Raw genomic sequence first — 26436 nt, forward strand, 5'->3', positions numbered from 1 at the left:
CGATTCAAAATGACAAATAAAATAACCTTATTGGGGGAGTTCTAGCCAATCGGGTAAATCATTTAGCCCCATCGCCTGGCGCACTAACTGCGGCTTCACTCCCGGCAAGTTATCAGCCAGTGTTAACCCAATGTCACGCAACAACTTTTTAGCCGGATTACTGCCAGCAAACAGATCTCGGAACCCCTGCATACTGGCCAGCATCACTGCGGCACTGTGCTTACGGCGGCGTTCATAACGGCGTAGGTAAAGATGCTGCCCGATATCTTTCCCTTGACGCTGCAAGCGCCGCAGTTCAGAAACCAACTCAGCAGCATCCATAAAGCCCAGATTCACCCCCTGCCCGGCCAACGGATGCACGGTATGCGCAGCATCCCCCACCAGAGCCAGCCGGTGGGCGGCAAAACTGCGCGCATAACGCCCAGTTAATGGGAAGGTCTGGCGCTGGCTTTCAAGCTGGCATGGCCCCAAGCGCATATCAAAAACCATACCCAACTCACGGTTAAATTGTTCTGCCGGCAATGCCGCCAGCTCAACAGCACGTTCAGGAGGCACTGACCACACGATCGAACTAAGGTGGGGGTCACTAAATGGCAAAAATGCCAGAATACCGTCACCATGAAACACTTGGCGCGCGACCGCTTGGTGGGCTTCTTCAGTGCGGATGGTTGCCACCAGTGCATGATGAGCATAATCCCAAAATGTCAGTGGAATATCAGCATGTTGGCGTAACCAAGAATGAGCACCATCAGCCCCGATGACCAGTTTAGCACTGAGCATCCGCTCATCTGCCAGAGTGATAAATGCTTCACTTTCCCCCCAAGCGACCTGTTTGAGGCTGGCGGGAGCCAATAAAGTGATATCCGATAATTGGCTGGCTCGTTGCCATAATGCCTGCTGAATCACTTGGTTTTCAATAATATGCCCGAGATGGCTGAAACCATATTCATCAGCACGGAAAGCAATTTTGCCAAAACTGTCTTGGTCCCACACTTCCATACCGCTATAGGGGCTGGCGCGCAGTGCCAGGATGCTCTGCCATACGCCAATTTTTTGCAGTAAGCGCTCACTGGCTGCATTGATCGCCGAGACCCGAAGCGCCCACTCCCCTGTCACGGGCGCCGCTAGCGGCTCGGGTACTGGCTGATGCTCCAGAACAGCTACGCGCAGGCCGCTGCCTTGTAAGCCACAAGCCAGTGCCAAGCCGACCATTCCGCCACCGGCGATTACTACGTCATATGATTGCATACCGAGATATACCCCATGGAAATATGAACTTTATTTACCCGATAGATTTCTCGATGCATGAAAGCAGCAAGCGAGATAATCCCGATGAGTTTGCATCGGCCAGTCAGTCGGGTGATTAAGCGCAGCCAATACCGCGGCAACCTGAAAGATGACGAGCAAAGCTAGCGCTTAACCCATCCTAATGTCCGCCGCGCGAAAGTATCACGCAGGGTGGGCATCTGTTCCATCGACATGAGAGCAAGATTGCGCCCAACCACCAGCGGCCCATAGCGGTTGGCAAACAGGCGGATTAACCCATCTGTCACGCCGATAGTAGCCTGCTGGTCCTGCTGTCGCCGCTGTTGGTATTGACTGAGTACTGCATAATCGCCAGGATCACTGCCCGCTTGTGCAATGGTTTCAGCCAATGACATCACATCGCGCAGACCAAGGTTAAAGCCCTGACCGGCAATCGGATGCAATGTTTGGGCAGCATTACCCACTAATGCCAGACGATGGCTGACATGGCGCGAGGCCGTCAGTAATTGCAGCGGATAGCTATGGCGTTTACCTGCATGCAGGATTTTCCCCAAACGCCAACCGAACGCTCGCTGTAATTCTGCCAGAAAACGGGCCTCATCCCAGCTATCGACCTGCGGCTTATCTTCTTTGGCATGACACCAAACCAACGAACTGCGCCCCTGAGACATTGGGAGTAAAGCCAATGGCCCATGACGAGTAAAACGCTCAAAGGCACGCCCACGGGGTAATTCGGCGGTGGTGACATTGGCAATTACCGCAATTTGTTGATAATCCTGCCGCTGCCACTGAATATGGCAAGCATCCGCTAATGCCGAATGAGAGCCATCTGCCGCCACCAATAATTTAGCGCTGAGGTGTTGACCATTATCTAATGTCACGGTGGCCGATTCAGCCGTGCGGGCAACATCAACCACTTTGGCCGGGCAATGTAAAGTCACGCCCGGCGCTTTTTGTAACAAGGTAAATAGCCGCTTACCGGCATCAAACAGCTCAATAACCTGGCCCAACGCCGGAACGCGATAATCTTGCGCCCGCAGGTTCACAAAACCAGAATGGCCACTATCGCTGACGTGAACATGTTCGATGGCGGTCGCGCAATCGGCCAATGCCGACCAAAGGCCGATGCTATCCAGTTGCTGACACGTCCCCTGTGCCAGTGCAATCGCTCTGGCATCAAACCCTGGGTGCTGACGGCTTTCAGGAAGCTGGGCTTCGACCAATGCCACCGGCATCTTCCCTTGAGTAAGGGATGAAATCGCGAGCGCCAGTGTTGCACCGGCCATACCGCCACCGACAATTATCACGCTCATGAGTTATCTCGCCGCCGCCAAAAGGGCTTCAATGTCATCGGGATCTTTCACCACACTGGCGGTCAGATTTTCGTTACCATCGGCGGTAATCACGATGTCATCTTCGATTCGGATACCAATACCGCGATATTGCGGGGGAACATCCGCATCTGGCGCAATATACAAGCCCGGCTCGATAGTCAGCACCATGCCCGGCTCCAGAATGCGCCCGCGATCACTGTTGGTGTAGTCGCCAACATCATGCACATCCAGCCCCAACCAGTGGCTCAAGCCGTGCATGAAGAATGGCCGGTGCGCCTGCTCAGCAATTAACTGCTCGACATTACCTTGCAGGATGCCCAGCTTGACTAAGCCAGTAACCATAATCCGTACCACCTGCTCGGTCACTTCACGGATACTGGTGCCTGGCCGATATAATTCCAGTGCTTTGTTGATGGATGCCAGTACAATGTCGTAAATCTCTCGCTGTGCGGGGGTGAACTTGCCATTAACCGGGAAAGTGCGTGTGATATCACCGGCATAGCCCTGATATTCACAGCCCGCATCAATCAGAACCAAATCACCATCCCGCAGTTCACACTCATTTTCGGTGTAATGTAAAATACAGCCGTTCTCACCGCCGCCGACGATAGTGTTATACGCCGGATAACGCGCGCCATGGCGAGTAAATTCGTGCAGAATCTCCCCCTCCAATTGGTACTCGAACATCCCCGGCCGACAGCGTTCCATCGCGCGGGTATGTGCTAATGCGCTGATTTCACCGGCACGACGCATCACGGCAATTTCTTCCGCTGACTTAAACAGTCGCATTTCATGTAACCAAGGCCGCCAGTCAGTTAAGGTAGCCGGGGCGCGCAGATTCTTACGAAAACCGTTGCGCAATCTTTCCAGTGCAGCAAACACAATTTTATCCGCATAATCATATTGCCCCTGCGCGTGATAAATCACATCCAGGCGATTAAGCAGCAAATAAAGTTGTTCGTTGATATCATCAAAAGGTAGCGCCCGATCAACTGCCAGCTTAGTGGGGGCGGCCTCTTGCCCTAAACGACGGCCAAACCAGATTTCGGCAGTTAAATCACGCACCCGGTTAAACAGCACGCTGTGATTATGAGTCTCATCGCTTTTCACCAGAATCAGCACTGCTTGCGGCTCATTAAAGCCGGTCAGATAGCTAAAATCGCTATTCTGCCGATAAGGATATTCAGAATCCGCACTGCGCGTGGCCTCTGGTGCGGCAAAAATAATGGCGGCACTGCCCGGGGCCATCTTCGCCAACAGTGCCTGACGGCGATTCTGGTATTCTTGCTGAGTCATCACACCCTCCTGAAATATCCGGTTTTCATCATGCAACGCACCATATGGTGTGTTTTAGTGTAAGGTCGGCTTGCTCACTTGCGGGGCAGTCGGTTTCTCTTGAGTAAATTCGATATGGCACAAGATAGCCGCGACACGGACATACTCGATGACCTCTTCCAGTGATTGGGCCAGCTCTTCCTGATCCTCATCTTCGTCATATCCTAACTGAGCAATATTACGCAAATCATCAATGGCCTCGCCCACTTCATCTTTCACTTGCGCCAACTTCGGTTGCAGCATACCAAGCCCAAGGAGAAAATGGTTCACCCAGCCGGATAATGCATCAGCCCGGTCAAAAACAGTCACATCTTCCCCTTCAGGCAGCAGCAATTGGAACATAAAACCTTCGTTTTCCAGTGCTTCTTGTGTTGCTTCATGTAACTGTTGTAACGGCAAACTCAGGGTTTGTGAAAAGGCCGCCCCCTCATTGGTCAAGTCATGCACCATTGCGCGCCAGCCATCGTCTTTACTGCCTCCACACAGCATGCCGCTGATCAGGCCATGCATTTCAGCAGGGGTTAATGCCACTGCTTGCTGGTTCAAAGCCAAGGCAAGTGATTGGTAAGTTGGTAATGTATTCTCTATAGACATGCGTATTGGTCATCGTTGGCAGGATAAGTTCGTGTTATGCTACCACCAAGAAAGGTCGCTATACCAGAAAACGCAGCGCGCTATACCTATAGATTTCAAGATGCCGGAAGGCAGTAAGCAACCGCGGGTACATATTCGGGGCTTGAAAGATGTCAGGGATTAGGGGTTGAATCTTGGTATCGAGATATATATAGTGACGCCCGCTTTGCAGCTACGAGCAATTTGCCTCTGGTTTTCAGGGCTGGCGCGAAATTAGTCAGGAAGGTCGCATGTCTGCACAACCGGTAGATATTCAAATTTTTGGTCGCTCGTTAAGAGTTAATTGTCCGCCAGAACAACAAGATGCGTTGAACATGGCCGCAGAAGATCTTAACCAACGGTTGCAAGATCTGAAAGTTCGCACTAGAGTCACCAATACTGAGCAGTTAGTTTTCATCGCGGCATTGAATGTGTGTCACGAATTAGCTCAGGAAAGATTGAAAACCCGTGACTATGCATCCAATATGGAGCAACGTATTCGGATGTTACAACAGACCATTGAGCAGGCATTGCTTGAACAGGGTCGCATCTCTGAACGTCAGGATGCACAGTTTGAATAAATCTCTGTTGAATGATAGATTCAACAGTGAGTAAAGAATTTCTCTGAGGTGTTTGTCAGCGGGCCAGTCCCCTGAGCCGATATTTAATACCAACAGAATGTAGTGACTCCGTAACTGGTGCGCATGCTCGGTCCGCCGAGAAGCCTTAAGGTTGCGACGCTGCGTTCACCTTGAACCATGGGTTCAAGGGTTACAGTCTGCGACGGCATCTCGGAGATCCCTTTCTTATCGTGTAACTGGCACTTACCGGTTACTACGTTTGTAGTACAGGCAATTCTCTCCTTACTTAGTTAACAACTTGTTTTTTAAGTTAATAAAATGCCTTTAAATCCGCAATATGCCCTTGAGCGGCAAAAAATCCGTAGTGAAATTCGTGAGCGCCGGCGTCTATTGACACCCGAGCAACAACAGCAATCTGCTCACCTCGCCGCTAAACAAATCGCTTCGCACCATAAAATTCAGCAAGCCAATACTGTGGCAGTCTTTCTCTCTTTTGATGGCGAACTGGATACCGGCCCGCTTATCGAGTTGCTGTGGCAGCAGAAAAAGCAGGTTTATCTCCCTGTTCTGCATCCTTTTAGCCCCGGTCATCTGTTATTTCTCAACTATCACCCCGATAGTCTGCTTATTCGTAATCGCCTGAAAATCCTTGAACCTCAATTAGATGTGCGCGATGTTCTGCCGTTAAATCAATTAGATGTGGTGGTAACCCCACTAGTGGCGTTTGATAGTCAAGGGCAGCGTTTAGGTATGGGCGGGGGTTTTTATGACCGTACACTGCAAGACTGGCAGCAGGGTGGCCCCTATCCCATTGGCCTAGCGCATGATTGCCAGCGTGTTGAGCACTTGCCGAATGAACATTGGGATGTGCCGTTGCCGGAGATTGTGACGCCGGAAAAGGTATGGCGGTGGTGAGCGGGAATTTTCGACATAAAAAAACACCCGAAATCTCGCGATAGCGAATGTTCAGCCATTTATTAATAACTTAGATACCACAAATCCATACCCAAAAACCGTGACGTTGCAGCTAGGCAGCAAACAACGCTGCAACGCCAAAGACGAGGGTATATCAGTAGAGCAAACGCGCGCGAATAGTCCCTGGAATCGCCTTCATTGCCTGCAAGGCTTTTTCTGCATTTTCTGCATCATCAGTCTCAACATCAATGACGACATAGCCGATGTCAGCGCTGGTTTGCAAATACTGCGCGGCAATATTGACGTTTTGCTCAGCAAAGATTTTGTTGATGCTGGTCAGAATACCGGGGCGGTTCTCGTGGATGTGCAACAAGCGGCGCGTGTTATCACCATGAGCAGGCAAAGAAACTTCCGGGAAGTTAACCGCTGACAGCGTCGAGCCATTATCGGAATACTTCGCCAGTTTGCCCGCCACTTCATCACCGATATTTTCCTGAGCTTCCTGAGTGGAACCACCAATATGCGGAGTCAATAACACATTATCAAATTCGCATAATGGTGAATTGAACGGGTCTTTATTGGTAGCCGGTTCTTCTGGGAAAACATCAATTGCTGCGCCAGCTAAATGATTACTGCCCAATGCATCACACAGCGCAGGAATATCAACCACAGTCCCGCGTGAAGCATTAATCAGCAGCGCGCCCGGTTTCATCAGTGCCAACTGCTCTGGGCCAATCATATTCTTGGTAGAGTGATTTTCTGGCACATGCAAGCTAATCACATCACTCATATTCAGCAAATCAGACAAATGACGAACCTGCTGCGCATTCCCCAACGACAGTTTATTTTCAATATCGTAGAAGAATACTTTCATACCAACACTTTCAGCCAAAATACCCAACTGAGTACCAATATGGCCGTAACCAATAATACCCAGTTTTTTGCCGCGGGCCTCATAGGAGCCAACAGCCAGCTTATTCCACTCGCCACGATGTGCTTTGGCATTAGCAGACGGAATACCTCGGAACATCAACAGTAACTCGCCCAGTACCATTTCGGCTACCGAGCGGGTATTGGAGAAAGGTGCATTGAATACCGGCACACCACGTTTGGTGGCCGCATTTAAATCAACCTGATTAGTACCGATACAGAAACAACCTACTGCAACCAATTTTTCTGCTGCAGCAAAAACTTCTTCGGACAGATGCGTACGCGATCGGATCCCGATGAAATGAGCATCACGAATAGATTCTTTCAGTGATTCGGTGTCTAAGGCACCTTTATGATATTCAATATTGCTATAACCGGCCGCACGCAGATTATCAACCGTGCTCTGGTGCACCCCTTCCACTAACAGAAATTTAATTCTGTCCTTCTCCAGTGATACTTTTGCCATGTCCCCGACCCTATTTTCAGACTTCAGATGTGGCTGCCGATATCGAATGAATCCGGTCAGCACCCAGTCAACATAACAAATATTTCGTAGGCAGCAATACAAACGATTGCCTACCTGTCAGCATAACAACCAGCGCAAATGTTAATTTATGGAATAAAAAACTGGCGAAAAGTGAGTTAATGGCAGGTTAAGAAAATGAAATGATTAAATGTGATATATATCACCAAATTTAACCATTTTAAGAAAAGATATTTAAAGACAAAAATTATCAGGGTGCAGCCAATAAACCACACCCCGACCAAGGTTTAATGCATCACTTAAGCACGACCGTCTTAACACCGTCGGCGGTGCCAATCAGTGCCACATCCGCACCTCGGTTAGCAAATAACCCGACAGTGACTACCCCGGCTATCCCATTAATTTTATTCTCTAGCGCAATGGCATCCAAAATTGTCAGATTATGGACATCTAAAATAATGTTGCCATTATCAGTCACTACATTCTGACGATATTCCGGTAATCCACCCAATTTAACCAGCTCGCGCGCCACATAAGAACGCGCCATTGGGATAACTTCGACCGGCAGTGGGAATTTACCCAGCACACCAACCTGCTTGGAAGCATCGGCAATGCAGATAAACTGACGCGCAATCGCCGCGATGATTTTCTCGCGGGTCAGTGCTGCACCACCGCCTTTTATCATCTGCATTTGGCTGTTAATTTCATCAGCGCCATCGACATAGATATCCAATACATCGACTTCGTTGCAATCAAACACTTGAATGCCATAACTTTTTAGCTTAGCGGTAGAAGCATCTGAGCTAGAAACGGCCCCCTCAATTTGATTTTTGATAGAGCCAAGGGCATCAATAAAATGTGCCGCAGTAGAGCCGGTGCCGACCCCCACGATAGTGCCGGGTTTGACATAATCTAATGCTGCCCAGCCCACTGCTTTTTTAAGTTCATCCTGAGTCATGGTAAGTTCACGCCTTGATGTGAAAGAAAACCTAGCGTCATTATAGAGCATATACAGCAGAAATCGTTGCGATAAAGTCCAGTTAGAATCCGGTTAATTTTAGCTGGATCACAGTTATGTCGGTTTATTTGTGGCGAGCCCTGCGGTATTCCAGCATAGAAAAATGATCAAAATGTGGCATAGTGCGGTATTAACTTAAATATTTGGAGAGATGACTCCGATGAAACGCCCAGACTACCGTACGCTACAAGCGCTGGACGCGGTGATCCGTGAACGCGGTTTTGAACGCGCGGCACAAAAGCTCTGTATCACCCAATCGGCGGTATCTCAGCGCATTAAGCAGTTGGAAAACCTGTTCGGCCAGCCGCTGTTAGTGCGCACTGTGCCCCCCCGGCCAACGGAGCAAGGGCAGAAATTGCTCGCGTTACTGCATCAGGTTGAATTACTGGAAGAAGAGTGGCTCGGCAATGATAACGGCGGGGATACCCCACTGCTGTTGTCATTGGCGGTCAACGCCGACAGTTTGGCAACCTGGCTGCTGCCAGCTTTAAAACCGGTGCTGGCAGACTCCCCGATTCGGCTCAATTTACAAGTCGAAGATGAAACCCGAACCCAAGAGCGGCTACGTCGCGGCGAAGTGGTGGGTGCCGTCAGTATCCAGCCACAACCGCTACCCAGTTGTTTAGTCGATCAACTCGGCGCATTGGATTATCTGTTTGTGGCGTCCAAGCCCTTTGCCGAGCGGTATTTTCCCAATGGAGTGACTCGCTCGGCATTGCTGAAAGCCCCTGCCGTGGCTTTTGACCATTTAGATGATATGCATCAGGCATTTTTGCAGCAGAATTTCGATTTATCGCCAGGGAGTGTGCCCTGCCATATCGTGAATTCGTCAGAAGCGTTTGTACAGTTGGCCAGACAAGGCACCACCTGCTGTATGATCCCGCATCTGCAAATCGAAAAAGAGTTGGCATCCGGCGAACTGATTAATCTGACTCCGGGGTTATTGCAACGACGAATGTTGTTCTGGCATCGATTCGCGCCAGAAAGCCGGACAATGAGAAAAGTGACTGACGCCCTGTTATCTTACGGGCGTCAGGTATTACGGCAAGACTAGCTTATTTGGCTGCGGTTGTGGGCGTGTTAGCGCTGGTTTTCAGTTCAAACACCACATCAACTTGATCGTCGAAATGAATAGTTTGTTGCTCATAAGTTTGAGCAGCATCAGTGGCAGGTGCGGCTTCAGCACTCTTGAACATGCGCGCTACCGGCATCGGCTGGTAGTTAGCGACATGGTAACGAATGCTGTATACCGGCCCTAATTTAACCTTAAATCCGTCAGCTAATGCCCCCGCCTGGCTAATGGCATTTTCAATGGCTTTTTTACGGGCCTGTTCGCGGTAAGTCTCCGGGTTAGCGACCCCCAGTTTCACAGCACGAATCTCATTGAGGCCCGATTTTAGCGCCCCGTCCAGTAGCTCATTCAACTTATCCAGTTGGCGCAGTGTCACCTGAACCTGGCGTACTGCACGGTAGCCTTTCAGTACCGCCTCACCGGTTTTCTGGTAATCATATTCAGGTTGAGTGCGAATATTGGCCGCATTGATATCTTTTTTCTCAATGCCACTCTTGCGCAAGAAATCAAAATATTGCGCGACGCGAGTATCCGCCTGTTTTTTGGCATCTGCGGCATCTTTGGCAGATACACTGACTTCAATGGCGATAGTGGCGATATCTGGCGTCGCATCAACACTGGCGGTGCCGGAGGTGACAACATGCGGCCCTTCTGGCACTTCGGCAGCTTGAACTTGTAGCGCCAAAGGTAACGTCCCTAATCCCATCATTGCGGCCAAAGCCAATGTCTTCAACTTCACGGAGCCTCCTAATATATGCATGGCAAATTATTTATGCCCTGTCAGTCTGTGGTAGCGAGATAATCAGTGAATTCAATTAATCACAAACACATTTGCAGTTAATTACACTCACTAGCATCTCATTGACAAGGTGATTCATTTGCCGTCGGTAATGTGATTAACACATCAACCGTAGCATATCTTACAAAGTATGGGATTCAGATTAGTGATAAAAACTCACAGGTTTAAGCCCTGTTGCGCTAGCTGAAAAGCAATAAACCACATCACGCCGCCCACCAGCAAATTGATGACTCGCTGTGAGGTGGGGCGATTAAGCCATGGTGATAACCACGCCGCCAGCAATGCCAGACAAAAAAACCAGGCAACTGAGGCACTTACAGCGCCAAAAGCAAACCAAGGCCGGACATCCGGTAATAACTGCCCGCCCAAACTCCCCAGCACCACAAAGGTATCCAGATACACATGCGGGTTAAGCCAGGTTACCGCCAAGAGTGTCACCAGAATACGCCAGCGCCCTTGTGCCCCGGCAGCCACTGCGGTTGACGAACTGTCACCACGCCATGCAGACGTCAATGCGCCCCAGCCATACCAGAGCAGAAATGCCACCCCACCCCAGGTGACCAGCGCCAATAGCAATGGTGAGCGGTTTAATAAAGCGCTGCCACCAAAAATACCGGCGCAAATCAAGATAATGTCGCTCAGAGCACACAGCCCGGCACTCATTAAATGGTGTTGCCGCTTAATTCCCTGATTCATCACAAAAGCATTTTGCGGCCCCAGAGGCAAAATCATGGCAGCACTGAGAGCAAAACCCTGCAAAAAAACAGCTAACATACTGTTACCTTTAAATAATACTCAGAATCAACTGAGGGAATGGGAGTGGAGTTAGCAGCATATTACGGGGAGAAAGCCATCAGAGGAAATTGATATTTCTTATCAACTATAAGTAAAACTAATAATAGCTATTCTACCGCGCGCGTGAGCAAGAAGGGAAGAAAAACGGGCCAAATAGCCCGTATTGACTGAATTTATCGCGCCGCGGCTTTAAGCCGACGGGGTAGATTGCGCATTATCAACCTGATGCAAATGCACGTCCATCTGCGGATAGGGAATGCCAATTTTGTGCGCATCTAGCGCGCGTTTGAAGTTTTCCATCAAATCCCAATACACATCCATGGCATCGCCATTGGTCGTCCAAACACGCACGGTAAAGTTCAATGATGACGCCGCCATCTCATTCAGGCGGATGGTCACACCCTTGTCATGCATAATGCGTGCATCGGCTGCGATGATGTCACCCAGCACTTTCTTCACCACATCAATATCAGCATTATAGGCAACACCGATAACCATATCAGTGCGGCGATTCGGTTCACGGCTGGTATTGATGATGTTGTTCGCAATAATTTTACCATTCGGCACCACGATGATTTTGTCATCAACGGTACGCAAAGTGGTTGAGAAAATCTGCACCTGCACCACAGTACCGGCAACACCGCCCAGATCAACATACTCACCGGCCTTAAATGGACGGAAAGCGACCAGCAACACACCGGCGGCAAAGTTGGACAGGGAGCCTTGTAGCGCCAAACCCACAGCTAAACCGGCAGCACCGATGACCGCAATCACCGAGGCGGTTTGCACCCCAAGACGGCCCAGCACGGCAACAATGGTAAAGGCCAGAATGCTGTAGCGCACCATGGCCGCCAGAAAATCCGCCACAGTGGCATCAATGCCACGTAACTTCATGACCCGGCCCAACATGCGAGAAACCACCTTGGCAATGATGGAACCAACAATCAGGATCAACAGCGCCGCGACAAGATTCACGGCATATTGAATCAGCAAATCCTGATTATTGATAAACCACGAACTGGCCTCATTAATACTATCAACTACGTTTAACTCTTCCATTTTAACCATCCTACAAAAACTCCCTGCGGGAGAAATTACGAAAAAATTGCCGCCAATTGCTGGGCAACATGGCAGTCATGCTTATTTAGGGTAACCAACAATGGAATGTGTTGCCAATGTTGAGAGTAATAAATAAATATCAAAAACCTTGTTTGAAGTTTTATCTGCCGGTTTTCAACTCATAATAAAAATAGAGTATTTATAGAATAAACAGTAACTGGTGAGATTTAGTATGAGGGGTAAGCGTCATCCTTTTCATTCACTGCGAGAGAAATCCATGCCTAGAGTTAGACCCACCCTCACTCCCCTCAACCTGAGTCCTATTAAAAATAATCAGCCGCAAACAGACGTCGAAAAGCTACTAGAGTCAATTGAAAAACATAAGCAGATTTTAATATTGGCAAAAGACAGCAATGAAAATATAGCGCTTAAATATCAAAGATATAGTGATATCAACACACCGGAAGCAACCGCTATCATGGCACCCAACAATATTGATCTACCCGCCAACCATATACGGCTAGGAACAGATAAGGGGGTGATACGCAGCCAGTACCCTACGGTTGAAGGATTGACGGCTTTTAAGGCTATGTTAGCAGAGAAACGCATCACTATAGTGGTGGTTATTGCTGACAGTAATATGCTAGATCATTCGCAAGGCAAGTATCGAACAGAGCATCCCGCTTATTTTGCTAATAAAGAGAATCTGAAAAATTATGTTAGTCCGCCAGTCAATAATATTGAGATTGATTGTTATCAGATGCCACTAAAGGACGGTAATAACAAAACTATCCCTATAAATTTTGCACATATAAAAAATTGGCAAGATCGTACCGCTTTCGGGAAAAATGAAATTAGGGAGCTGGCTGAAATTGTTACAACCCTACACCAACGAGCACTTAATAATTTTCAAAAACAGGGCAGTCAGGCCGTTAAAGCTGATGTTAAAACACTACCTGTCATTCATTGTAGCGCAGGGGTTGGCCGTACTGGGCAATTGATAGCGGCTATGGAGTTAATCAATCCAGATTCAAGGCTAAGCTTAGAGTCCATTATTAAAACACTACGTGAAGAAGGTAACCCAAATATGGTTCAGACCTCCGCGCAACTGGATGTATTAATTGATTTAGCTGAAGACTTAAAAAAACCGCTATTGGCTAAATATGAATAACGCTCTAGGAGATAACCAGCATCAACCTCGCATCCAGTAAATTTTATTTAAGGCGTGCAACCCACAAAAAAGGCCCCGTAGGGCCTTTTAGATCTTCAAAGCTAAGCTAAATTACAGTACGTCGATAGCATTCAGTTCTTTGAATGCCAGTTCCAGACGGGCAATCATTGAAACCTGTGCTGCACGCAGCCATACACGTGGATCGTAATGTTTTTTGTTTGGCTTATCAGCACCTTCTGGGTTACCCAGTTGGCCTTGCAGATAGCCTTCATTCTTTTTGTAGTAGTTCAGAATACCTTCCCACGTTGCCCATTGGGTATCGGTGTCGATATTCATTTTCACAACGCCATAGCTGACCGCTTCTTTGATTTCAGCAGCAGTAGAACCTGAACCGCCATGGAACACGAAGTCCAAGCTGTTGTGCGGCAGATTATGTTTCTTAGACACATAATCCTGAGAATCACGCAGAATAGTTGGGGTCAATTTCACATTACCGGGTTTGTAAACACCGTGTACGTTACCGAAAGAAGCAGCGATAGTGAAACGCGGGCTGATAGCGTTCAGTTTTTCGTAAGCGTAATCAACATCTTGCGGCTGAGTATACAGAGAAGATGCATCCATATGGCTATTGTCTACGCCATCTTCTTCACCACCGGTACAACCCAGTTCGATTTCCAGCGTCATACCCAGTTTTGACATGCGAGTCAGGTACTTGCTACAGATTTCGATGTTTTCTTCCAAGGACTCTTCAGACAGGTCAATCATGTGAGAAGAGAACAGAGGTTTGCCGGTGGCAGCAAAGTGTTTCTCACCTGCATCCAACAAGCCGTCTAACCATGGCAGCAATTTCTTAGCACAATGGTCGGTATGCAGAATAACTGGAACACCGTAGTGCTCAGCCATCTGATGCACATGGTGCGCACCAGAGATAGCGCCCAGGATTGCGGCACCTTGCGGCACATCAGTTTTCACGCCTTTACCTGCGATAAATGCTGCACCACCGTTAGAGAACTGCACGATGACTGGCGCACGCACTTTGGCTGCTGTTTCCAGCACTGCGTTGATAGAGTCGGTGCCGACACAGTTAACTGCTGGCAGAGCAAAATTATTCTCTTTTGCCACGGCAAACACTTTCTGCACGTCATCACCTGTGATGACACCTGGTTTTACGAAATCAAAAATTTTAGACATGTAAGTTGTCCTGTTTCGTCGACTGAAGATAGCAGCTATCCGGGAGGATAGGCCCTAAATGTAAATCGGTTTTCGTACCACTCAAAGCCCGCAGACGATGAGCTAAAAGCGAAACGGGCGGCTCTCGCCCCCCGTTATCTAAATTACTGCTTAGCGCGCTCTTCCAACATCACAACCGCTGGCAGTTTTTTCCCTTCTACGAACTCAAGGAAAGCACCGCCGCCAGTGGAGATGTAAGAGATTTGGTCGGCAATACCGAACAAGTCGATTGCTGCCAGAGTGTCACCGCCGCCGGCGATAGAGAATGCTTCGCTCTCTGCGATGGCGCGAGCCACAATTTCAGTCCCTTTACGGAAGTTAGGGAACTCGAACACACCAACCGGGCCATTCCACAGAATGGTTTTGGCGTTTTTCAGGATTTCAGCCAGACGTTGTGCAGACACGTCGCCCAAATCCAGAATTTGCTCGTCATCTTTGATTTGGTTCGCAGGTTTCAATGTTGCGGTAGCTGTTTCAGAGAACTCGGTCGCAACACGCACATCGGTAGGAACCGGGATATCGCAAGTTTCCAGCAGGCGTTTTGCTTCTGGAATCAGGTCTGCTTCATACAGCGATTTGCCCACATTGTTGCCTTGAGCAGCAACGAAGGTATTGGCGATACCGCCACCAACAATCAGTTGGTCTGCAATTTTAGACAGCGCACCCAGCACCGTCAGCTTGGTCGAAACTTTAGAGCCACCAACGATGGCTACCATTGGACGCGCTGGGTTACCCAGTGCTTTACCTAATGCTTCCAACTCGGCAGATAACAACGGGCCGGCACAGGCGATAGGGGCAAATTTACCTACGCCGTGAGTCGAAGCTTGTGCACGGTGGGCAGTACCAAACGCATCCATGACATACACATCACACAGTGCGGCATATTTTTTGGATAGTGTTTCGTCGTCTTTCTTTTCGCCTTTGTTAAAGCGAACGTTTTCCAGAACCACCAACTCACCCGCTGCAATTTCAACGCCGTCCAGATAATCTTTCGCCAGACGTACCGGAGCAGACAATTTGTCTTTCAGGTAATTAACCACTGGCAACAAGGAGAACTCTTCGTTGTACTCGCCTTCGGTCGGACGACCCAAGTGAGAAGTAACCATTACCTTAGCGCCTTGCTTCAGTGCCGTCTCAATGGTCGGCAGAGATGCACGGATACGCGCATCAGAAGTCACTTTGCCATCTTTTACCGGAACATTGAGATCCGCACGGATCAGCACACGCTTACCAGCCAGATCCAGATCGGTCATCTTAATTACAGACATGGTGAATCCTCTTGTTGATTCTCTTTAAAGTTGCATAAGCTACACACCAACCTTGATGCAAACCGCAATAAATCACGGAGAAACAATATGTTAGCATGCCATACTAGAAACCACTTTTGGCCATCGCCAATGTCGTATCCAACATTCTATTGGCGAAACCCCATTCGTTATCGCACCATACCAACGTCTTAATCAGGTGCTGCCCACTGACTCGCGTCTGAGTGCAATCAACAATCGCACTGTGCGGATCATGGTTAAAATCCGTCGACACCAATGGTAATTCCGTATAGTCAACTATACCACGAAATGAACCTCTTGCTGCCTTTTGCAAAAGCTGGTTAACCTCAGCCACCCCAACCGGGCTTGTCACACTGACACTGAGATCAATGGCCGTGACGTTGATAGTTGGCACCCGCACCGAGATGGCCTCAAACCGGTCACAAAACTTCGGAAAAATACGGGTAATCCCTGCTGCTAATTTAGTATCAACCGGAATAATTGACTGGCTTGCTGCTCGGGTACGACGTAAATCCTGATGATAAGCATCAATAACCGGCTGGTCATTCATTGATGAATGAATGGTGGTGACAGTGCCGGACTCGATGCCATAAGCCACATCCAACAGCTGAATAATAGGAATAATGCAGTTCGTGGTACAGGACGCGTTGGAAACAATTCGGTGATCTGCCTGTAAATCCTGATGGTTAACACCATAAACCACCGTAGCATCCAAATCATGGCCACCGGGATGGGCAAACAGCACCTTTTTGGCACCGGAGGTTAAATGCGCCTCGCCATCGGCGCGGCTGCCATACACACCGCTACAATCCAGAACCACATCAATTCCTAGCTCACCCCAGGGTAACTGCTCAACTTCTGACTGATGTATCAGCCGAATAATATCGTCCCCGACGTATAATTTGTCACATTCCTGACGAACATCCCAGGCAAAGCGGCCATGGCTTGAGTCATACTTCAACAGATGGGCCATCCCTTCTGCGTTAGCCAACTCATTAATCGCAACAACAGAAATCTCTGCCCGGCGACCTGATTCATACAATGCGCGTAAAACGCTACGGCCAATGCGGCCAAAGCCATTTATCGCTATGCGGATTGTCATGTTACTCCCTGTTTCTGGTTATTATCATGCAACCCCATAGCGTACTTCAGCGCACCCTAAGATGTTAATCGTCTTATCACAATTCGGCCAGAATACTCCCGGTTTTTTCCTCAGCGAAATAAGCTTTAATAGAAATTGAATTATGACTGAAACGCTTCAGCCAGAATAAACCAAACTTATCATAAAAGGAATATCTGCCTGATAAAGGGCACAATTCATCCATCAATTGGCGAAAAAAAAGACCGCCGCAGCGGTCTTTTAACAGGTCAGTCACCGGGATTATCATCACCGTTCACAGTGATTCATCGCATTAGTAACGTCAGACTGCTTAACAACAATTATTTCAACAGCGCCTGAGCTTGCGCCACCACGTTTTCGACGGTGAAACCAAACTCTTTGAACAGCAATTCCGCTGGAGCAGACTCACCAAAGGTGTGCATCCCCACCACTGCGCCATTCAGGCCGACGTATTTGTACCAGTAATCTGCAATACCGGCTTCAACCGCAACACGCGCGCTAACCGCAGATGGCAATACCGACTCGCGGTAAGCGGCATCTTGTTTGTCGAATGCATCCGTTGATGGCATAGACACAACGCGCACTTTACGGCCAGCAGCAGTCAGTTGGTCAGCAGCAGCAACCGCCAGTTCAACTTCAGAACCGGTGGCAATGAAGATCAATTCTGGCTGACCCGCGCAATCTTTCAGCACATAAGCGCCTTTAGAAATGTTCGCTAACTGCTCAGCGGTACGCGGCTGTTGTGCCAAGTTTTGGCGGGAGAAGATAAGCGCACTTGGGCCGTCTTTACGTTCCAAGGCATACTGCCATGCCACCGCTGACTCAACTTGGTCACATGGACGCCAAGTGCTCATATTGGGTGTCACGCGCAAGCTGGCCATCTGCTCAACGGGCTGATGGGTTGGGCCATCTTCACCTAAGCCGATAGAGTCATGGGTGTAAACAAAGATGCTACGGATTTTCATCAGTGCTGCCATGCGCACTGCGTTACGGGCATATTCCACAAACATCAGGAAAGTTGCGCCGTAAGGAATGAAGCCGCCGTGCAGCGCAATACCATTCATGATGGCAGACATACCAAACTCACGCACACCGTAATGAATGTAGTTACCCGCCAGATCATCACTCAGTGATTTAGAGCCAGACCAGATAGTCAGGTTACTTGGTGCCAAGTCAGCAGAGCCGCCCAGGAATTCAGGCAATACCTTACCGAAAGCTTCCAGCGCATTTTGTGATGCTTTGCGGCTGGCAATTTTAGCAGGATTGGCTTGTAACTCTTCGATGAATTTCTTGGATTCAGCCGCCCAGTTAGCGGGCAGTTCACCACTGACACGACGTTTGAATTCAGCAGCCAGTTCTGGATATGCTTTAGCATAAGCGGCAAACTTCTCATTCCAAGCCGCTTCTTTCGCCTGGCCCGCTTCTTTGGCATCCCACGCGGCATAGATATCCTGTGGAATCTCGAATGCCGGGTATTTCCAGCCCAATGCTTCACGGGTCGCGGCAACTTCATCAGCACCTAATGGTGCGCCGTGCGAATCATGGGTACCGGCTTTCTTCGGTGAACCAAAACCGATAATGGTTTTGCACATCAACAGGGAGGGTTTGTCGGTCACTTTGTGGGCTTGTTCGATGGCCGCTTTTATCGAATCAGCATTATGACCATCAACACCACGAACAACATGCCAGCCGTAAGCTTCGAAGCGGGCAGCGGTATCATCAGTGAACCAACCTTCAACGTGGCCATCGATGGAGATACCGTTGTCATCATAGAACGCGGTCAGTTTGCCCAGCTTCATGGTGCCCGCCAGAGAACAAACTTCATGGGAAATGCCTTCCATCATGCAGCCATCACCCATAAAGGCATAGGTGTGGTGATCGACGATGTCATGGCCTGGGCGGTTAAACTGCGCGCCCAGAGTGCGTTCTGCAATCGCAAAACCCACAGCATTGGCAATACCCTGCCCCAACGGGCCGGTGGTGGTTTCTACACCCGCGGTATAACCATATTCAGGATGACCTGGCGTTTTAGAGTGTAATTGGCGGAAATTTTTCAGTTCTTCCATCGGCAGATCATAGCCAGTGAGATGCAGCAAGCTATAGATCAACATAGAGCCGTGACCATTCGACAAGACGAAACGGTCGCGATCAGCCCAGTGTGGATTGGTTGGATTATGGTTCAGGTAATCACGCCACAGAACTTCGGCAATATCTGCCATACCCATAGGGGCGCCGGGGTGGCCGGAATTCGCTTTTTGCACTGCGTCCATGCTTAGTGCGCGGATCGCGTTGGCAAGCTCTTTACGAGAGGACATGTTTTACTCCAGGTCGGATTAAAAAAAGCGTTCAAGAATACCATTTTCTCAGACTCAGCATTGAAACGGCAATCACTAAAACCAAATGAGCTATAACTTCCATATTTACGGCTAATGGAATCTGCTGATTTTCAGAATAAAGCTATAGCTGTAACGCCCAAGGCACGTTAACCTCGCTGCGTTTTTGGCCACACAATGAGTCAGCCGGGCACGTGGCGGGCTGAAACGTTCATCAATTTTGGGCAAGACCTATTGCAGACAGAGTAGAACAACTACCCCCGATTCAACAGCTATTAATGCAATAGTTAATAAGAATGTGATAGTCGTTGTTGGCAGCTACCCATAAATAGATAATTGCCTCTAATGCGTTATCGTCACACATAGAACTGACCTATTCACTGATAAAAATGGCATAACCACAGGAAGAAAGTGTTATGAAAATTCGTACCTCAATGATTGCCCTGAGCCTTACGGCATTACTTAGCGGCTGCCAGAATATGAATACCGATGGCTTGATGAAGTCCGGCGCTCAAGCTTTTCAAGCGGCCACCCTGAGTGATGCTGATGTGAAAAACCTCAGTGAGAAATCTTGTGCGGAAATGGATCAAAAGGCCCAAATAGCCTCCGCAGACAGCGCCTATGGTAAACGCCTGGCAAAAATTTCGGCGGCATTAGGCGATAACATCAATGGTACGCCAGCTAACTATAAGGTTTACGTCACTAAAGAGGTGAATGCTTGGGCGATGGCAAATGGTTGCATCCGTGTTTACAGCGGCTTGATGGACATGATGACGGACAATGAAGTCGAAGGGGTTCTCGGCCATGAGATGGGGCATGTCGCATTAGGGCATACTCGCAAGGCCATGCAAGTCGCTTATGGCACCACCGCGCTGCGCACGGCGGCAGCCTCCGCCGGTGGTGTTGCCGGGCAACTTTCCCAGTCCCAGTTAGCCGATATTGGCGAGAAATTGGTTAACGCCCAATTCTCACAAAAACAAGAAAGTGAAGCCGATGATTATTCATTCGATTTGCTGAAAAAGCAGGGTATTGATCCCAACGGTTTGGTCACCAGCTTCGAAAAATTGGCCACCATGGAAGCTGGCCGCAGCAGTAGCATGTTTGATGACCACCCGTCTTCACAAGCGCGAGCGGACCATATCCGCCAGCGTATCGCAACAGAGAAATAACACTCACCACCAATTTCATCTATGCAGCAAAACGCCCCTCTGTTGGGGCGTTAGCGCTATAGCTCAACGTGATGCTAGCCACTACTCACTGTTGCCAGCCAAATTAACTTCAATCTGATCACCATTGATCCGCACCGGATAGGTGCTTAAATCCCGATCTCCAGGTTCCCGCAAGCATTGCCCGGTTCGGATATCAAACAGCGCGCCATGCAAAGGGCACTCGACCGTTTCTCCCTCAATAAATCCCTGACTTAATAAGGCATTGGCATGGGGACAAATATCCTCCATCGCAAAATATTCCCCATCAACCAGATAAATACCAATCCTTTTTCCCTCAGCTTGGGCCGAGAAAGGAAAATCCGGTTTCACGTAATTGACTTTACAGACACTTATCCAACCCATTTCATTGCTCCCACATACCAACATGGTCAAGATAAAAGTCACCAATATTAGTGTGGTTGATATTGGCTTAATCGCCAATGGAAACGAGATATAAACAAAAGGACAAACCTGAGTTTGCCCTTTAAAGTGAAATGCTCCCGCAGTTAATACTTACTCATCTTCGAGATAAGTATAACCATACAAGCCAGATTCAAACTCTTCCATAAACTGAGCTTGTAACTCAGTGTCCAGATCGGTTTCTTTCACTTGATCAGAGAACTGTTTTAGCAACTTTTCAGGGTTCAACTGCACATATTCCAGCATATCCGCGACGGTATCGCCTTCGTCAGTCTGTTCAAACTCAACCGTACCATCAGGGAAGACATACACATCAACCGCGGCAGTATCGCCAAACAGATTGTGCATGTTGCCCAGAATTTCCTGGTAGGCTCCGACCATAAAGAAGCCCAGCAGCGGTGGATTCTCAGCATCATACGGCGGCATTGGCATGGTGGTTGCCACCCCATCGCCATCAATATAGTGGTCAATGGTGCCATCTGAATCACAGGTAATATCCAGCAAGACCGCACGGCGCTCCGGTGGCTTATCTAACCCCTCCAATGGCAAGACTGGGAAGAGTTGGTCGATACCCCATGCATCCGGCATTGACTGGAACAGCGAGAAATTAACATACAGCTTATCGGCCATACGTTCTTGCAGCTCGTCAATGATTGGGCGGTGTGCTCGGTTGCTTGGATCCAGCTGTTTTTGGATATCATTGCAAATGCTCAGATACAGCTCTTCCGCCCAAGCACGTTGGGTCAGTTCCAACATGCCATGCGCATACTGAGTGTGAACATCGTGCAAGTCCATTTGGCTATCGTGCAGCCATTCGCGCAGCGAGCGGCGATTCTCTGGCTCTTGCATTTCTAGCCAAGTGTCCCACAAGCTTTCCAGCGCACGTGGTGCATCAGCCGCCGGGGGTTGCGGTTCGCTGAACTCATTGCGCTCTACGCCGATAACATTGGAAACCAGCACCGTATGGTGGGCGGTAACTGCCCGGCCTGACTCAGTAATGACCGTGGGATGCGGCAAACCGTGCTCATTACAAGCATCACCAATTCCCCAAATAACGTTGTTGGCGTATTCATTCAGGCCATAGTTAACTGAACAATCTGATTGGGAACGTGTCCCTTCGTAATCGACCCCCAAGCCGCCACCCACATCAAAGCACTGGATATTCACGCCCAGTTTGTGCAGCTCCACATAGAAACGGGCTGATTCGCGCACGCCGGTGGAGATATCACGGATGTTGGACAGCTGAGAACCTAAATGGAAATGCAATAATTGCAGGCTTGCCAGACTGTTGGCTTCACGCAGCATGTCCACCAACTGCAATACCTGAGTCGCAGACAAACCAAATTTGGATTTTTCGCCGCCGCTGGCCTGCCATTTACCCGACCCCTGCGATGCCAGACGGGCACGGACACCTAAACGCGGCACAACATTCAGGCGCTCGGCTTCTTCCAGTACCATTTTGATTTCTGACATCTTTTCGATAACCAGATAAACCTTATGGCCTAATTTCTCGCCGATCAATGCCAGACGGATATATTCACGGTCTTTATAGCCGTTACAGACAATAACTGAGCGAGTCATCCCGGCATGCGCCAAAACGGCCATCATTTCCGCTTTGGAACCGGCCTCCAGCCCCAAAGGTTCACCGGAATTGACCAGCGACTCAATAACCCGACGATGCTGGTTCACTTTAATCGGGTAAACCAGGAAATAATCACCTTCATAGCCAAATGACTCACGCGCACGTTTAAATGCACCATTAATTGAGCGCAGGCGATGCTGTAAAATTTGTGGGAAACAGAATAACGCCGGCAAACGTTGCCCCTGCTCAAGCTGCATTCCTTTGACCAGTTCTGCCAGATCAACTCGTGCCTCACGAACATCTGGATCAGGGCAAACACTGATATGACCCAGTTCATTGACGTCATAATAGTTGCCACCCCAGTAGGCGACGTTATACGTGCTCAGCATCTTGCTGGCATTACGGTCATTCATGGCAACCTCCTGCATGGAGCGTAAAGAAACATGTGCGCCCGCAGCTGACGGACGGCCAATCAAGTTATCATCAGACATAATTCGCCTCTATTGCGATACTGACGATAAAGTCAGCCACTATCGCAGCTACAACCAGCAAGGACAACCCGCGTGAAGGCCAAATTGGCAGAATATTACGCTAAAAAGCATGCCTCACGAGCGGTTTATCACCCAGTTATTCATTACCCAATAGGGTAAAACACGTTTAAATGTAAAATACGTTTGACTGTAATGACGTATTGAGATTTTGTGAATCGGATTAGCCGCAAAGTCGTCAGGCCAGCCGGATTCAGTGCTGCAGGCAGTGATTAACCCGCCCGCGAATCCTGAGTCGCACCCATATGGGTATAACATCGGGTTGATGGCGTACAAGAAAGGAAGGTTGCAAGGGGAGATTGAACGTCAGAACGACGCAGCTGTTGATGTGCAGCAACCAGTAGACAACGGATCATTAATCCAACCACCTCCACGCATGCCGCTCATGATGAACGGACAAGACTCAATATAATAGACAATGTAGATAACAGTACGGTGACGCCGCCATTTTAGTGCTGATCACAAAGTGCAAAACACTAAAAACCTAACAATGAGCTAATGTCATCTTCTGCCATCTTCATCATTGCGTATCAAATAAGCTGCGCGCGCAGTTTATACCTATAACGCGAGCAAAATGCAAAATGAAAATAGCGTGTAACTGTATCAAGCGGTAAATAAATCAACTGGCAACTAATGAGAGAAATATCTTGATGCAAAAAGGGCTAGCATTAATAGCAAAAGCTGACCTAAAATAGACGTCCAGATGTTAATACATCCATCCATTTTAATTGCTAGAATGTCTGTTGCGCTCTAAGTATGGCGGACTTCTAAAGGGATAGACTGCTAAAGGCTTTGCCTAAAGGAGCGTTGTAAAGCGCAATGCAACAAAAAGCCCATCCTAATAGCGGCTCTAGTTGCTTGACTTCAATGCTATGCAGTGACTTTTCACTTGTATTCAAGGTAAAGAAAACAATGGCTAAACACCTATTTACGTCGGAATCTGTTTCTGAAGGGCATCCGGATAAAATTGCTGACCAGATTTCAGACGCAGTACTTGACGCAATTCTTGAGCAAGATCCAAAAGCACGTGTTGCCTGCGAGACCTATGTCAAAACGGGTATGGTATTGGTTGGTGGCGAAGTCACCACTAACGCATGGGTAGATATCGAAGAGATAACCCGCCGTACTGTGCGCGAAATTGGTTATGTTAATTCTGAAATGGGTTTTGACGCTAACTCCTGCGCCGTTTTAAGTGCGATTGGTAAACAGTCTCCTGATATCAACCAAGGTGTTGACCGCGCGAACCCACTGGAGCAAGGTGCCGGCGACCAAGGGTTGATGTTCGGTTACGCCACCAACGAAACCAGTGTGTTAATGCCAGCACCGATTACTTATGCTCACCGTTTGGTTGCACGTCAGGCCGCAGTGCGTAAGAATGGCACCTTGCCATGGCTGCGCCCGGATGCAAAAAGCCAGGTTACCTTCCAATATGACGACGGCAAAATTGTCGGTATTGATGCGGTAGTTCTGTCAACTCAGCATGCCGAAGACATTAGTCAGAAAGAGTTGCATGAAGCAGTGATGGAAGAAATCATCAAGCCAGTGCTGCCAGCCGAGTGGATAACCGCTAACACCAAATACTTTATTAACCCAACAGGCCGTTTCGTTATCGGTGGCCCCATGGGCGACTGCGGTCTGACCGGCCGTAAGATTATCGTGGATACCTACGGCGGCATGGCGCGTCATGGCGGTGGGGCATTCTCAGGTAAAGATCCCTCTAAAGTTGACCGCTCTGCGGCCTATGCAGCCCGTTATGTTGCTAAAAACATCGTCGCTGCTGGTCTGGCTGACCGCTGTGAAATTCAGGTGTCTTACGCCATTGGGGTTGCAGAACCCACTTCTATCATGGTGGAAGCCTTTGGTACTGAGAAGATCCCAGCGGATCAACTGACGGCGCTGGTGCGTGAATTCTTCGACTTGCGCCCGTATGGCTTGATTGAAATGCTGGATCTGTTGCACCCGATCTATCGCAAAACCGCCGCTTATGGTCACTTTGGTCGTGAAGAATTCCCGTGGGAAAAAACCGACAAAGCCGCCCAATTGCGTGATGCTGCTGGCCTGAAATAAGTTTCCGCCGGTCAAGTCTGAATAGCAAAAACCCCGCTAAGCGGGGTTTTTTTATACTTTTCTTTTTTCGGGCTGCCGATAGTGCTCAATAAAACTAAATATTGCCATGCCTGCCACCATGGCGGCGACAAAGATAACGCCTTTGTACATCCCTGCTCCCAGCAGCACCAAAGCTGGCCCAGGGCAAATTCCCGCCAAACCCCAGCCGATACCAAATAATAGGCTGCCACCCATTAATCGCCGATCAAGACGAGTGGAAGTGGGTAATTGGAGAGGTTTTCCCAGCAAGCTGGTTTGGCGTTTTTTAGCCCAACCAAAGCCTATCGCGGCTACCGCCACCGCCGCCGCCATCACCAATGCCAGCGAAGGATCCCACAGGCCATCAATATCAAGAAAACCAAGCACCTTGGCCGGATTCGCCATGCCAGCCACTATCAGGCCCAACCCGAAAACTAACCCAGCCAACAACGCAAAAAGTAAATTCATATTGCCTTCCTATCGGCTAAACGAATAGATGACGAACAAGCCATACAGTGGCAAAGCCGGTAAACATAAAACTCAGTGTCGCGACCAATGAACGCGGTGAAAAACGAGCTAAACCACAGACACCATGCCCGCTGGTGCAACCTGCGCCATAGCGAGTCCCCAGGCCCACTAACAATCCCGCGATGATCAGCACAGGTAAATCAGCATCAATCTGAATCATCGGCAAAGCAGCAAAGAGGGAGTAAATCAACGGAGCAATGACCAGGCCGATAATAAAGGCTACGCGCCACCAGATATCGCCTGTTTTTGGCGGCAATAATCCGCCTAAAATACCGCTAATGCCGGCAATACGCCCATTCCAAAGCCATAAAATGGTCACTGCGATGCCCAATAGTGCCCCACCTGCCAAGGCACTGTAGGGTGTGAAATTGGCCCAATCTATTGTCATACTCCCCCCTCTTGCGGGCAATAAAGTTGATATAGCACCTCAAGCAGCGCCAATACTTTGTCATCAGCGATGGAGTAAAATATTCGCTTGCCCTCTCGGCGGGTGTTTACCAGCCCATCACTGCGCAGCACCCCAAGTTGTTGTGAAAGGGTCGGCTGGTGAATGCCTAGTGCATCCTCCAGTTCACCGACCGCCTTTTCACCTTGGCTCAATTGGCACAGCAACAGGAGCCGATCCTCATTAGCTAATATTCGCAGCACGTCACAAGCTTGCCCTGCCGCGCGCCTCATCAGCTCCATACTGATCGTGTTGTCGCTATTCATATGCATCTCTGACA

At 49.0% G+C, this 26436-nt stretch carries 25 protein-coding genes and 1 other RNA gene; 7 read left to right on the forward strand and 19 right to left on the reverse strand.

The genetic code is table 11. The annotated features are described in order from the left end of the window. Window positions 1–27: 27 nt before the first annotated feature. The 4 genes from ubiI to D5F51_RS17600 form a co-directional block, all read right to left on the reverse strand. On the reverse strand, window positions 28–1248 hold the full coding sequence (ubiI, locus tag D5F51_RS17585; RefSeq protein WP_087769419.1) for an FAD-dependent 2-octaprenylphenol hydroxylase: 1221 nt from the start codon (window positions 1246–1248) through the stop codon (window positions 28–30). A 161-nt stretch (window positions 1249–1409) separates the two neighbouring features. After that, on the reverse strand, window positions 1410–2579 hold the full coding sequence (gene ubiH / locus D5F51_RS17590) for a 2-octaprenyl-6-methoxyphenyl hydroxylase (RefSeq protein ID WP_129198139.1): 1170 nt from the start codon (window positions 2577–2579) through the stop codon (window positions 1410–1412). Window positions 2580–2582: 3 nt separating this feature from the next. Then, window positions 2583–3896 (reverse strand): Xaa-Pro aminopeptidase, encoded by a 1314-nt coding sequence (gene pepP, locus D5F51_RS17595; RefSeq protein ID WP_129198141.1) that lies wholly within the window; start codon window positions 3894–3896, stop codon window positions 2583–2585. A gap of 54 nt (window positions 3897–3950) precedes the next feature. Beyond that, on the reverse strand, window positions 3951–4529 hold the full coding sequence (locus D5F51_RS17600) for a YecA/YgfB family protein (protein WP_129198143.1): 579 nt from the start codon (window positions 4527–4529) through the stop codon (window positions 3951–3953). 269 nt (window positions 4530–4798) lie between these two features. On the opposite strand from D5F51_RS17600, the gene zapA reads away from it, so the two are divergent. The 3 genes from zapA (at window position 4799) to D5F51_RS17615 (ending at window position 6043) form a co-directional block, all read left to right on the forward strand. After that, complete coding sequence (gene zapA / locus D5F51_RS17605; RefSeq protein ID WP_004706812.1) at window positions 4799–5128, forward strand: cell division protein ZapA; 330 nt, start codon at window positions 4799–4801, stop codon at window positions 5126–5128. Between the two features lie 37 nt (window positions 5129–5165). Then, window positions 5166–5349: non-coding RNA, 6S RNA (ssrS, locus tag D5F51_RS17610), on the forward strand. Window positions 5350–5446: 97 nt separating this feature from the next. After that, window positions 5447–6043 carry a 5-formyltetrahydrofolate cyclo-ligase gene (locus D5F51_RS17615; RefSeq protein ID WP_129198145.1) on the forward strand — a complete coding sequence of 199 codons (597 nt, stop codon included), beginning with the start codon at window positions 5447–5449 and terminating at the stop codon, window positions 6041–6043. A gap of 154 nt (window positions 6044–6197) precedes the next feature. Here the strand turns inward: D5F51_RS17615 and serA are convergent, their stop codons facing one another. Further along, on the reverse strand, window positions 6198–7439 hold the full coding sequence (serA, locus tag D5F51_RS17620) for a phosphoglycerate dehydrogenase (RefSeq protein ID WP_129198147.1): 1242 nt from the start codon (window positions 7437–7439) through the stop codon (window positions 6198–6200). Window positions 7440–7752: 313 nt separating this feature from the next. Beyond that, window positions 7753–8415 carry a ribose-5-phosphate isomerase RpiA gene (gene rpiA, locus D5F51_RS17625; protein WP_129198149.1) on the reverse strand — a complete coding sequence of 221 codons (663 nt, stop codon included), beginning with the start codon at window positions 8413–8415 and terminating at the stop codon, window positions 7753–7755. 220 nt (window positions 8416–8635) lie between these two features. Between rpiA and D5F51_RS17630 the strand changes: the two genes are divergently transcribed. Next, on the forward strand, window positions 8636–9529 hold the full coding sequence (locus D5F51_RS17630; RefSeq protein WP_005163344.1) for a LysR family transcriptional regulator ArgP: 894 nt from the start codon (window positions 8636–8638) through the stop codon (window positions 9527–9529). Between the two features lies 1 nt (window position 9530). On the opposite strand, the gene D5F51_RS17635 is transcribed toward D5F51_RS17630, so the two are convergent. The 3 genes from D5F51_RS17635 to mscS form a co-directional block, all read right to left on the reverse strand. After that, window positions 9531–10286, reverse strand: coding sequence for an oxidative stress defense protein (locus D5F51_RS17635; RefSeq protein WP_129198151.1), 756 nt, complete (start codon window positions 10284–10286; stop codon window positions 9531–9533). A 216-nt stretch (window positions 10287–10502) separates the two neighbouring features. Then, a complete protein-coding gene (gene argO, locus D5F51_RS17640) occupies window positions 10503–11120 on the reverse strand; it encodes an arginine exporter ArgO (protein WP_129198153.1) in 618 nt (205 codons plus the stop codon). Between the two features lie 210 nt (window positions 11121–11330). Beyond that, on the reverse strand, window positions 11331–12200 hold the full coding sequence (gene mscS / locus D5F51_RS17645) for a small-conductance mechanosensitive channel MscS (RefSeq protein ID WP_129198155.1): 870 nt from the start codon (window positions 12198–12200) through the stop codon (window positions 11331–11333). A 277-nt stretch (window positions 12201–12477) separates the two neighbouring features. Here mscS and D5F51_RS17650 point away from each other — a divergent pair, with 277 nt between their 5' ends. Further along, entirely contained in the window at window positions 12478–13371 is an 894-nt protein-coding gene (locus D5F51_RS17650) for a protein-tyrosine phosphatase family protein (RefSeq protein WP_129198157.1), read from the forward strand. 111 nt (window positions 13372–13482) lie between these two features. On the opposite strand, the gene fbaA is transcribed toward D5F51_RS17650, so the two are convergent. The 4 genes from fbaA to tkt all read right to left on the reverse strand — a co-directional run bounded on the left by fbaA (window position 13483) and on the right by tkt (window position 19322). Next, on the reverse strand, window positions 13483–14562 hold the full coding sequence (gene fbaA / locus D5F51_RS17655; protein ID WP_025377134.1) for a class II fructose-bisphosphate aldolase: 1080 nt from the start codon (window positions 14560–14562) through the stop codon (window positions 13483–13485). A 143-nt stretch (window positions 14563–14705) separates the two neighbouring features. Next, a complete protein-coding gene (pgk, locus tag D5F51_RS17660) occupies window positions 14706–15869 on the reverse strand; it encodes a phosphoglycerate kinase (protein ID WP_025377135.1) in 1164 nt (387 codons plus the stop codon). Window positions 15870–15972: 103 nt separating this feature from the next. Beyond that, entirely contained in the window at window positions 15973–16989 is a 1017-nt protein-coding gene (gene epd, locus D5F51_RS17665) for an erythrose-4-phosphate dehydrogenase (protein ID WP_129198159.1), read from the reverse strand. 338 nt (window positions 16990–17327) lie between these two features. Beyond that, entirely contained in the window at window positions 17328–19322 is a 1995-nt protein-coding gene (gene tkt, locus D5F51_RS17675) for a transketolase (RefSeq protein ID WP_025377137.1), read from the reverse strand. A 434-nt stretch (window positions 19323–19756) separates the two neighbouring features. On the opposite strand from tkt, the gene loiP reads away from it, so the two are divergent. Continuing rightward, window positions 19757–20509, forward strand: coding sequence for a metalloprotease LoiP (loiP, locus tag D5F51_RS17680; RefSeq protein WP_129198163.1), 753 nt, complete (start codon window positions 19757–19759; stop codon window positions 20507–20509). Window positions 20510–20590: 81 nt separating this feature from the next. On the opposite strand, the gene D5F51_RS17685 is transcribed toward loiP, so the two are convergent. The 3 genes from D5F51_RS17685 to D5F51_RS23015 form a co-directional block, all read right to left on the reverse strand. Next, on the reverse strand, window positions 20591–20911 hold the full coding sequence (locus D5F51_RS17685) for a non-heme iron oxygenase ferredoxin subunit (protein ID WP_025377139.1): 321 nt from the start codon (window positions 20909–20911) through the stop codon (window positions 20591–20593). Between the two features lie 150 nt (window positions 20912–21061). After that, window positions 21062–23041: a biosynthetic arginine decarboxylase gene (gene speA / locus D5F51_RS17690; protein WP_025377140.1), complete on the reverse strand. Its 1980-nt coding sequence runs from the start codon at window positions 23039–23041 to the stop codon at window positions 21062–21064. A 269-nt stretch (window positions 23042–23310) separates the two neighbouring features. Beyond that, window positions 23311–23454, reverse strand: coding sequence for a hypothetical protein (locus tag D5F51_RS23015; protein ID WP_155409025.1), 144 nt, complete (start codon window positions 23452–23454; stop codon window positions 23311–23313). Window positions 23455–24010: 556 nt separating this feature from the next. On the opposite strand from D5F51_RS23015, the gene metK reads away from it, so the two are divergent. After that, the gene (gene metK / locus D5F51_RS17695; RefSeq protein WP_025377142.1) at window positions 24011–25165 is read left to right on the forward strand and encodes a methionine adenosyltransferase; all 1155 of its coding nucleotides are present in this window, start codon (window positions 24011–24013) and stop codon (window positions 25163–25165) included. Between the two features lie 51 nt (window positions 25166–25216). Here the strand turns inward: metK and D5F51_RS17700 are convergent, their stop codons facing one another. Genes D5F51_RS17700 through D5F51_RS17710 form a run of 3 tightly spaced genes read right to left on the reverse strand, consistent with a single transcriptional unit; the run spans window position 25217 to window position 26422 of the window. Continuing rightward, the gene (locus D5F51_RS17700; RefSeq protein ID WP_129198165.1) at window positions 25217–25651 is read right to left on the reverse strand and encodes a DUF6691 family protein; all 435 of its coding nucleotides are present in this window, start codon (window positions 25649–25651) and stop codon (window positions 25217–25219) included. Window positions 25652–25667: 16 nt separating this feature from the next. Further along, window positions 25668–26099, reverse strand: a complete 432-nt coding sequence (locus D5F51_RS17705) for a YeeE/YedE family protein (RefSeq protein WP_129198168.1) — start codon at window positions 26097–26099, stop codon at window positions 25668–25670. Beyond that, window positions 26096–26422, reverse strand: coding sequence for an ArsR/SmtB family transcription factor (locus D5F51_RS17710; protein ID WP_162301776.1), 327 nt, complete (start codon window positions 26420–26422; stop codon window positions 26096–26098). Before D5F51_RS17710 ends, D5F51_RS17705 begins: the two co-directional genes overlap by 4 nt. Window positions 26423–26436: the final 14 nt, after the last annotated feature.

The sequence above is a fragment of the Yersinia hibernica genome (assembly GCF_004124235.1).
Classification (GTDB): Bacteria; Pseudomonadota; Gammaproteobacteria; order Enterobacterales; family Enterobacteriaceae; genus Yersinia; species Yersinia hibernica.

Bases quoted from the DNA above. Each gene is read 5' to 3' on its own strand.
- pgk (WP_025377135.1), bottom strand. From the start codon at position 15,869: ATGTCTGTAATTAAGATGACCGATCTGGATCTGGCTGGTAAGCGTGTG.
- loiP (WP_129198163.1), top strand. From the start codon at position 19,757: ATGAAAATTCGTACCTCAATGATTGCCCTGAGCCTTACGGCATTACTT.
- serA (WP_129198147.1), bottom strand. From the start codon at position 7,439: ATGGCAAAAGTATCACTGGAGAAGGACAGAATTAAATTTCTGTTAGTG.
- metK (WP_025377142.1), top strand. From the start codon at position 24,011: ATGGCTAAACACCTATTTACGTCGGAATCTGTTTCTGAAGGGCATCCG.
- pepP (WP_129198141.1), bottom strand. From the start codon at position 3,896: ATGACTCAGCAAGAATACCAGAATCGCCGTCAGGCACTGTTGGCGAAG.
- D5F51_RS17685 (WP_025377139.1), bottom strand. From the start codon at position 20,911: ATGGGTTGGATAAGTGTCTGTAAAGTCAATTACGTGAAACCGGATTTT.
- speA (WP_025377140.1), bottom strand. From the start codon at position 23,041: ATGTCTGATGATAACTTGATTGGCCGTCCGTCAGCTGCGGGCGCACAT.
- D5F51_RS17600 (WP_129198143.1), bottom strand. From the start codon at position 4,529: ATGTCTATAGAGAATACATTACCAACTTACCAATCACTTGCCTTGGCT.
- D5F51_RS17615 (WP_129198145.1), top strand. From the start codon at position 5,447: ATGCCTTTAAATCCGCAATATGCCCTTGAGCGGCAAAAAATCCGTAGT.
- rpiA (WP_129198149.1), bottom strand. From the start codon at position 8,415: ATGACTCAGGATGAACTTAAAAAAGCAGTGGGCTGGGCAGCATTAGAT.
- D5F51_RS17650 (WP_129198157.1), top strand. From the start codon at position 12,478: ATGCCTAGAGTTAGACCCACCCTCACTCCCCTCAACCTGAGTCCTATT.
- epd (WP_129198159.1), bottom strand. From the start codon at position 16,989: ATGACAATCCGCATAGCGATAAATGGCTTTGGCCGCATTGGCCGTAGC.
- D5F51_RS17705 (WP_129198168.1), bottom strand. From the start codon at position 26,099: ATGACAATAGATTGGGCCAATTTCACACCCTACAGTGCCTTGGCAGGT.
- zapA (WP_004706812.1), top strand. From the start codon at position 4,799: ATGTCTGCACAACCGGTAGATATTCAAATTTTTGGTCGCTCGTTAAGA.
- D5F51_RS17630 (WP_005163344.1), top strand. From the start codon at position 8,636: ATGAAACGCCCAGACTACCGTACGCTACAAGCGCTGGACGCGGTGATC.
- tkt (WP_025377137.1), bottom strand. From the start codon at position 19,322: ATGTCCTCTCGTAAAGAGCTTGCCAACGCGATCCGCGCACTAAGCATG.
- ubiH (WP_129198139.1), bottom strand. From the start codon at position 2,579: ATGAGCGTGATAATTGTCGGTGGCGGTATGGCCGGTGCAACACTGGCG.
- ubiI (WP_087769419.1), bottom strand. From the start codon at position 1,248: ATGCAATCATATGACGTAGTAATCGCCGGTGGCGGAATGGTCGGCTTG.
- argO (WP_129198153.1), bottom strand. From the start codon at position 11,120: ATGTTAGCTGTTTTTTTGCAGGGTTTTGCTCTCAGTGCTGCCATGATT.
- mscS (WP_129198155.1), bottom strand. From the start codon at position 12,200: ATGGAAGAGTTAAACGTAGTTGATAGTATTAATGAGGCCAGTTCGTGG.
- D5F51_RS23015 (WP_155409025.1), bottom strand. From the start codon at position 23,454: ATGATCCGTTGTCTACTGGTTGCTGCACATCAACAGCTGCGTCGTTCT.
- fbaA (WP_025377134.1), bottom strand. From the start codon at position 14,562: ATGTCTAAAATTTTTGATTTCGTAAAACCAGGTGTCATCACAGGTGAT.
- D5F51_RS17700 (WP_129198165.1), bottom strand. From the start codon at position 25,651: ATGAATTTACTTTTTGCGTTGTTGGCTGGGTTAGTTTTCGGGTTGGGC.
- D5F51_RS17710 (WP_162301776.1), bottom strand. From the start codon at position 26,422: ATGAATAGCGACAACACGATCAGTATGGAGCTGATGAGGCGCGCGGCA.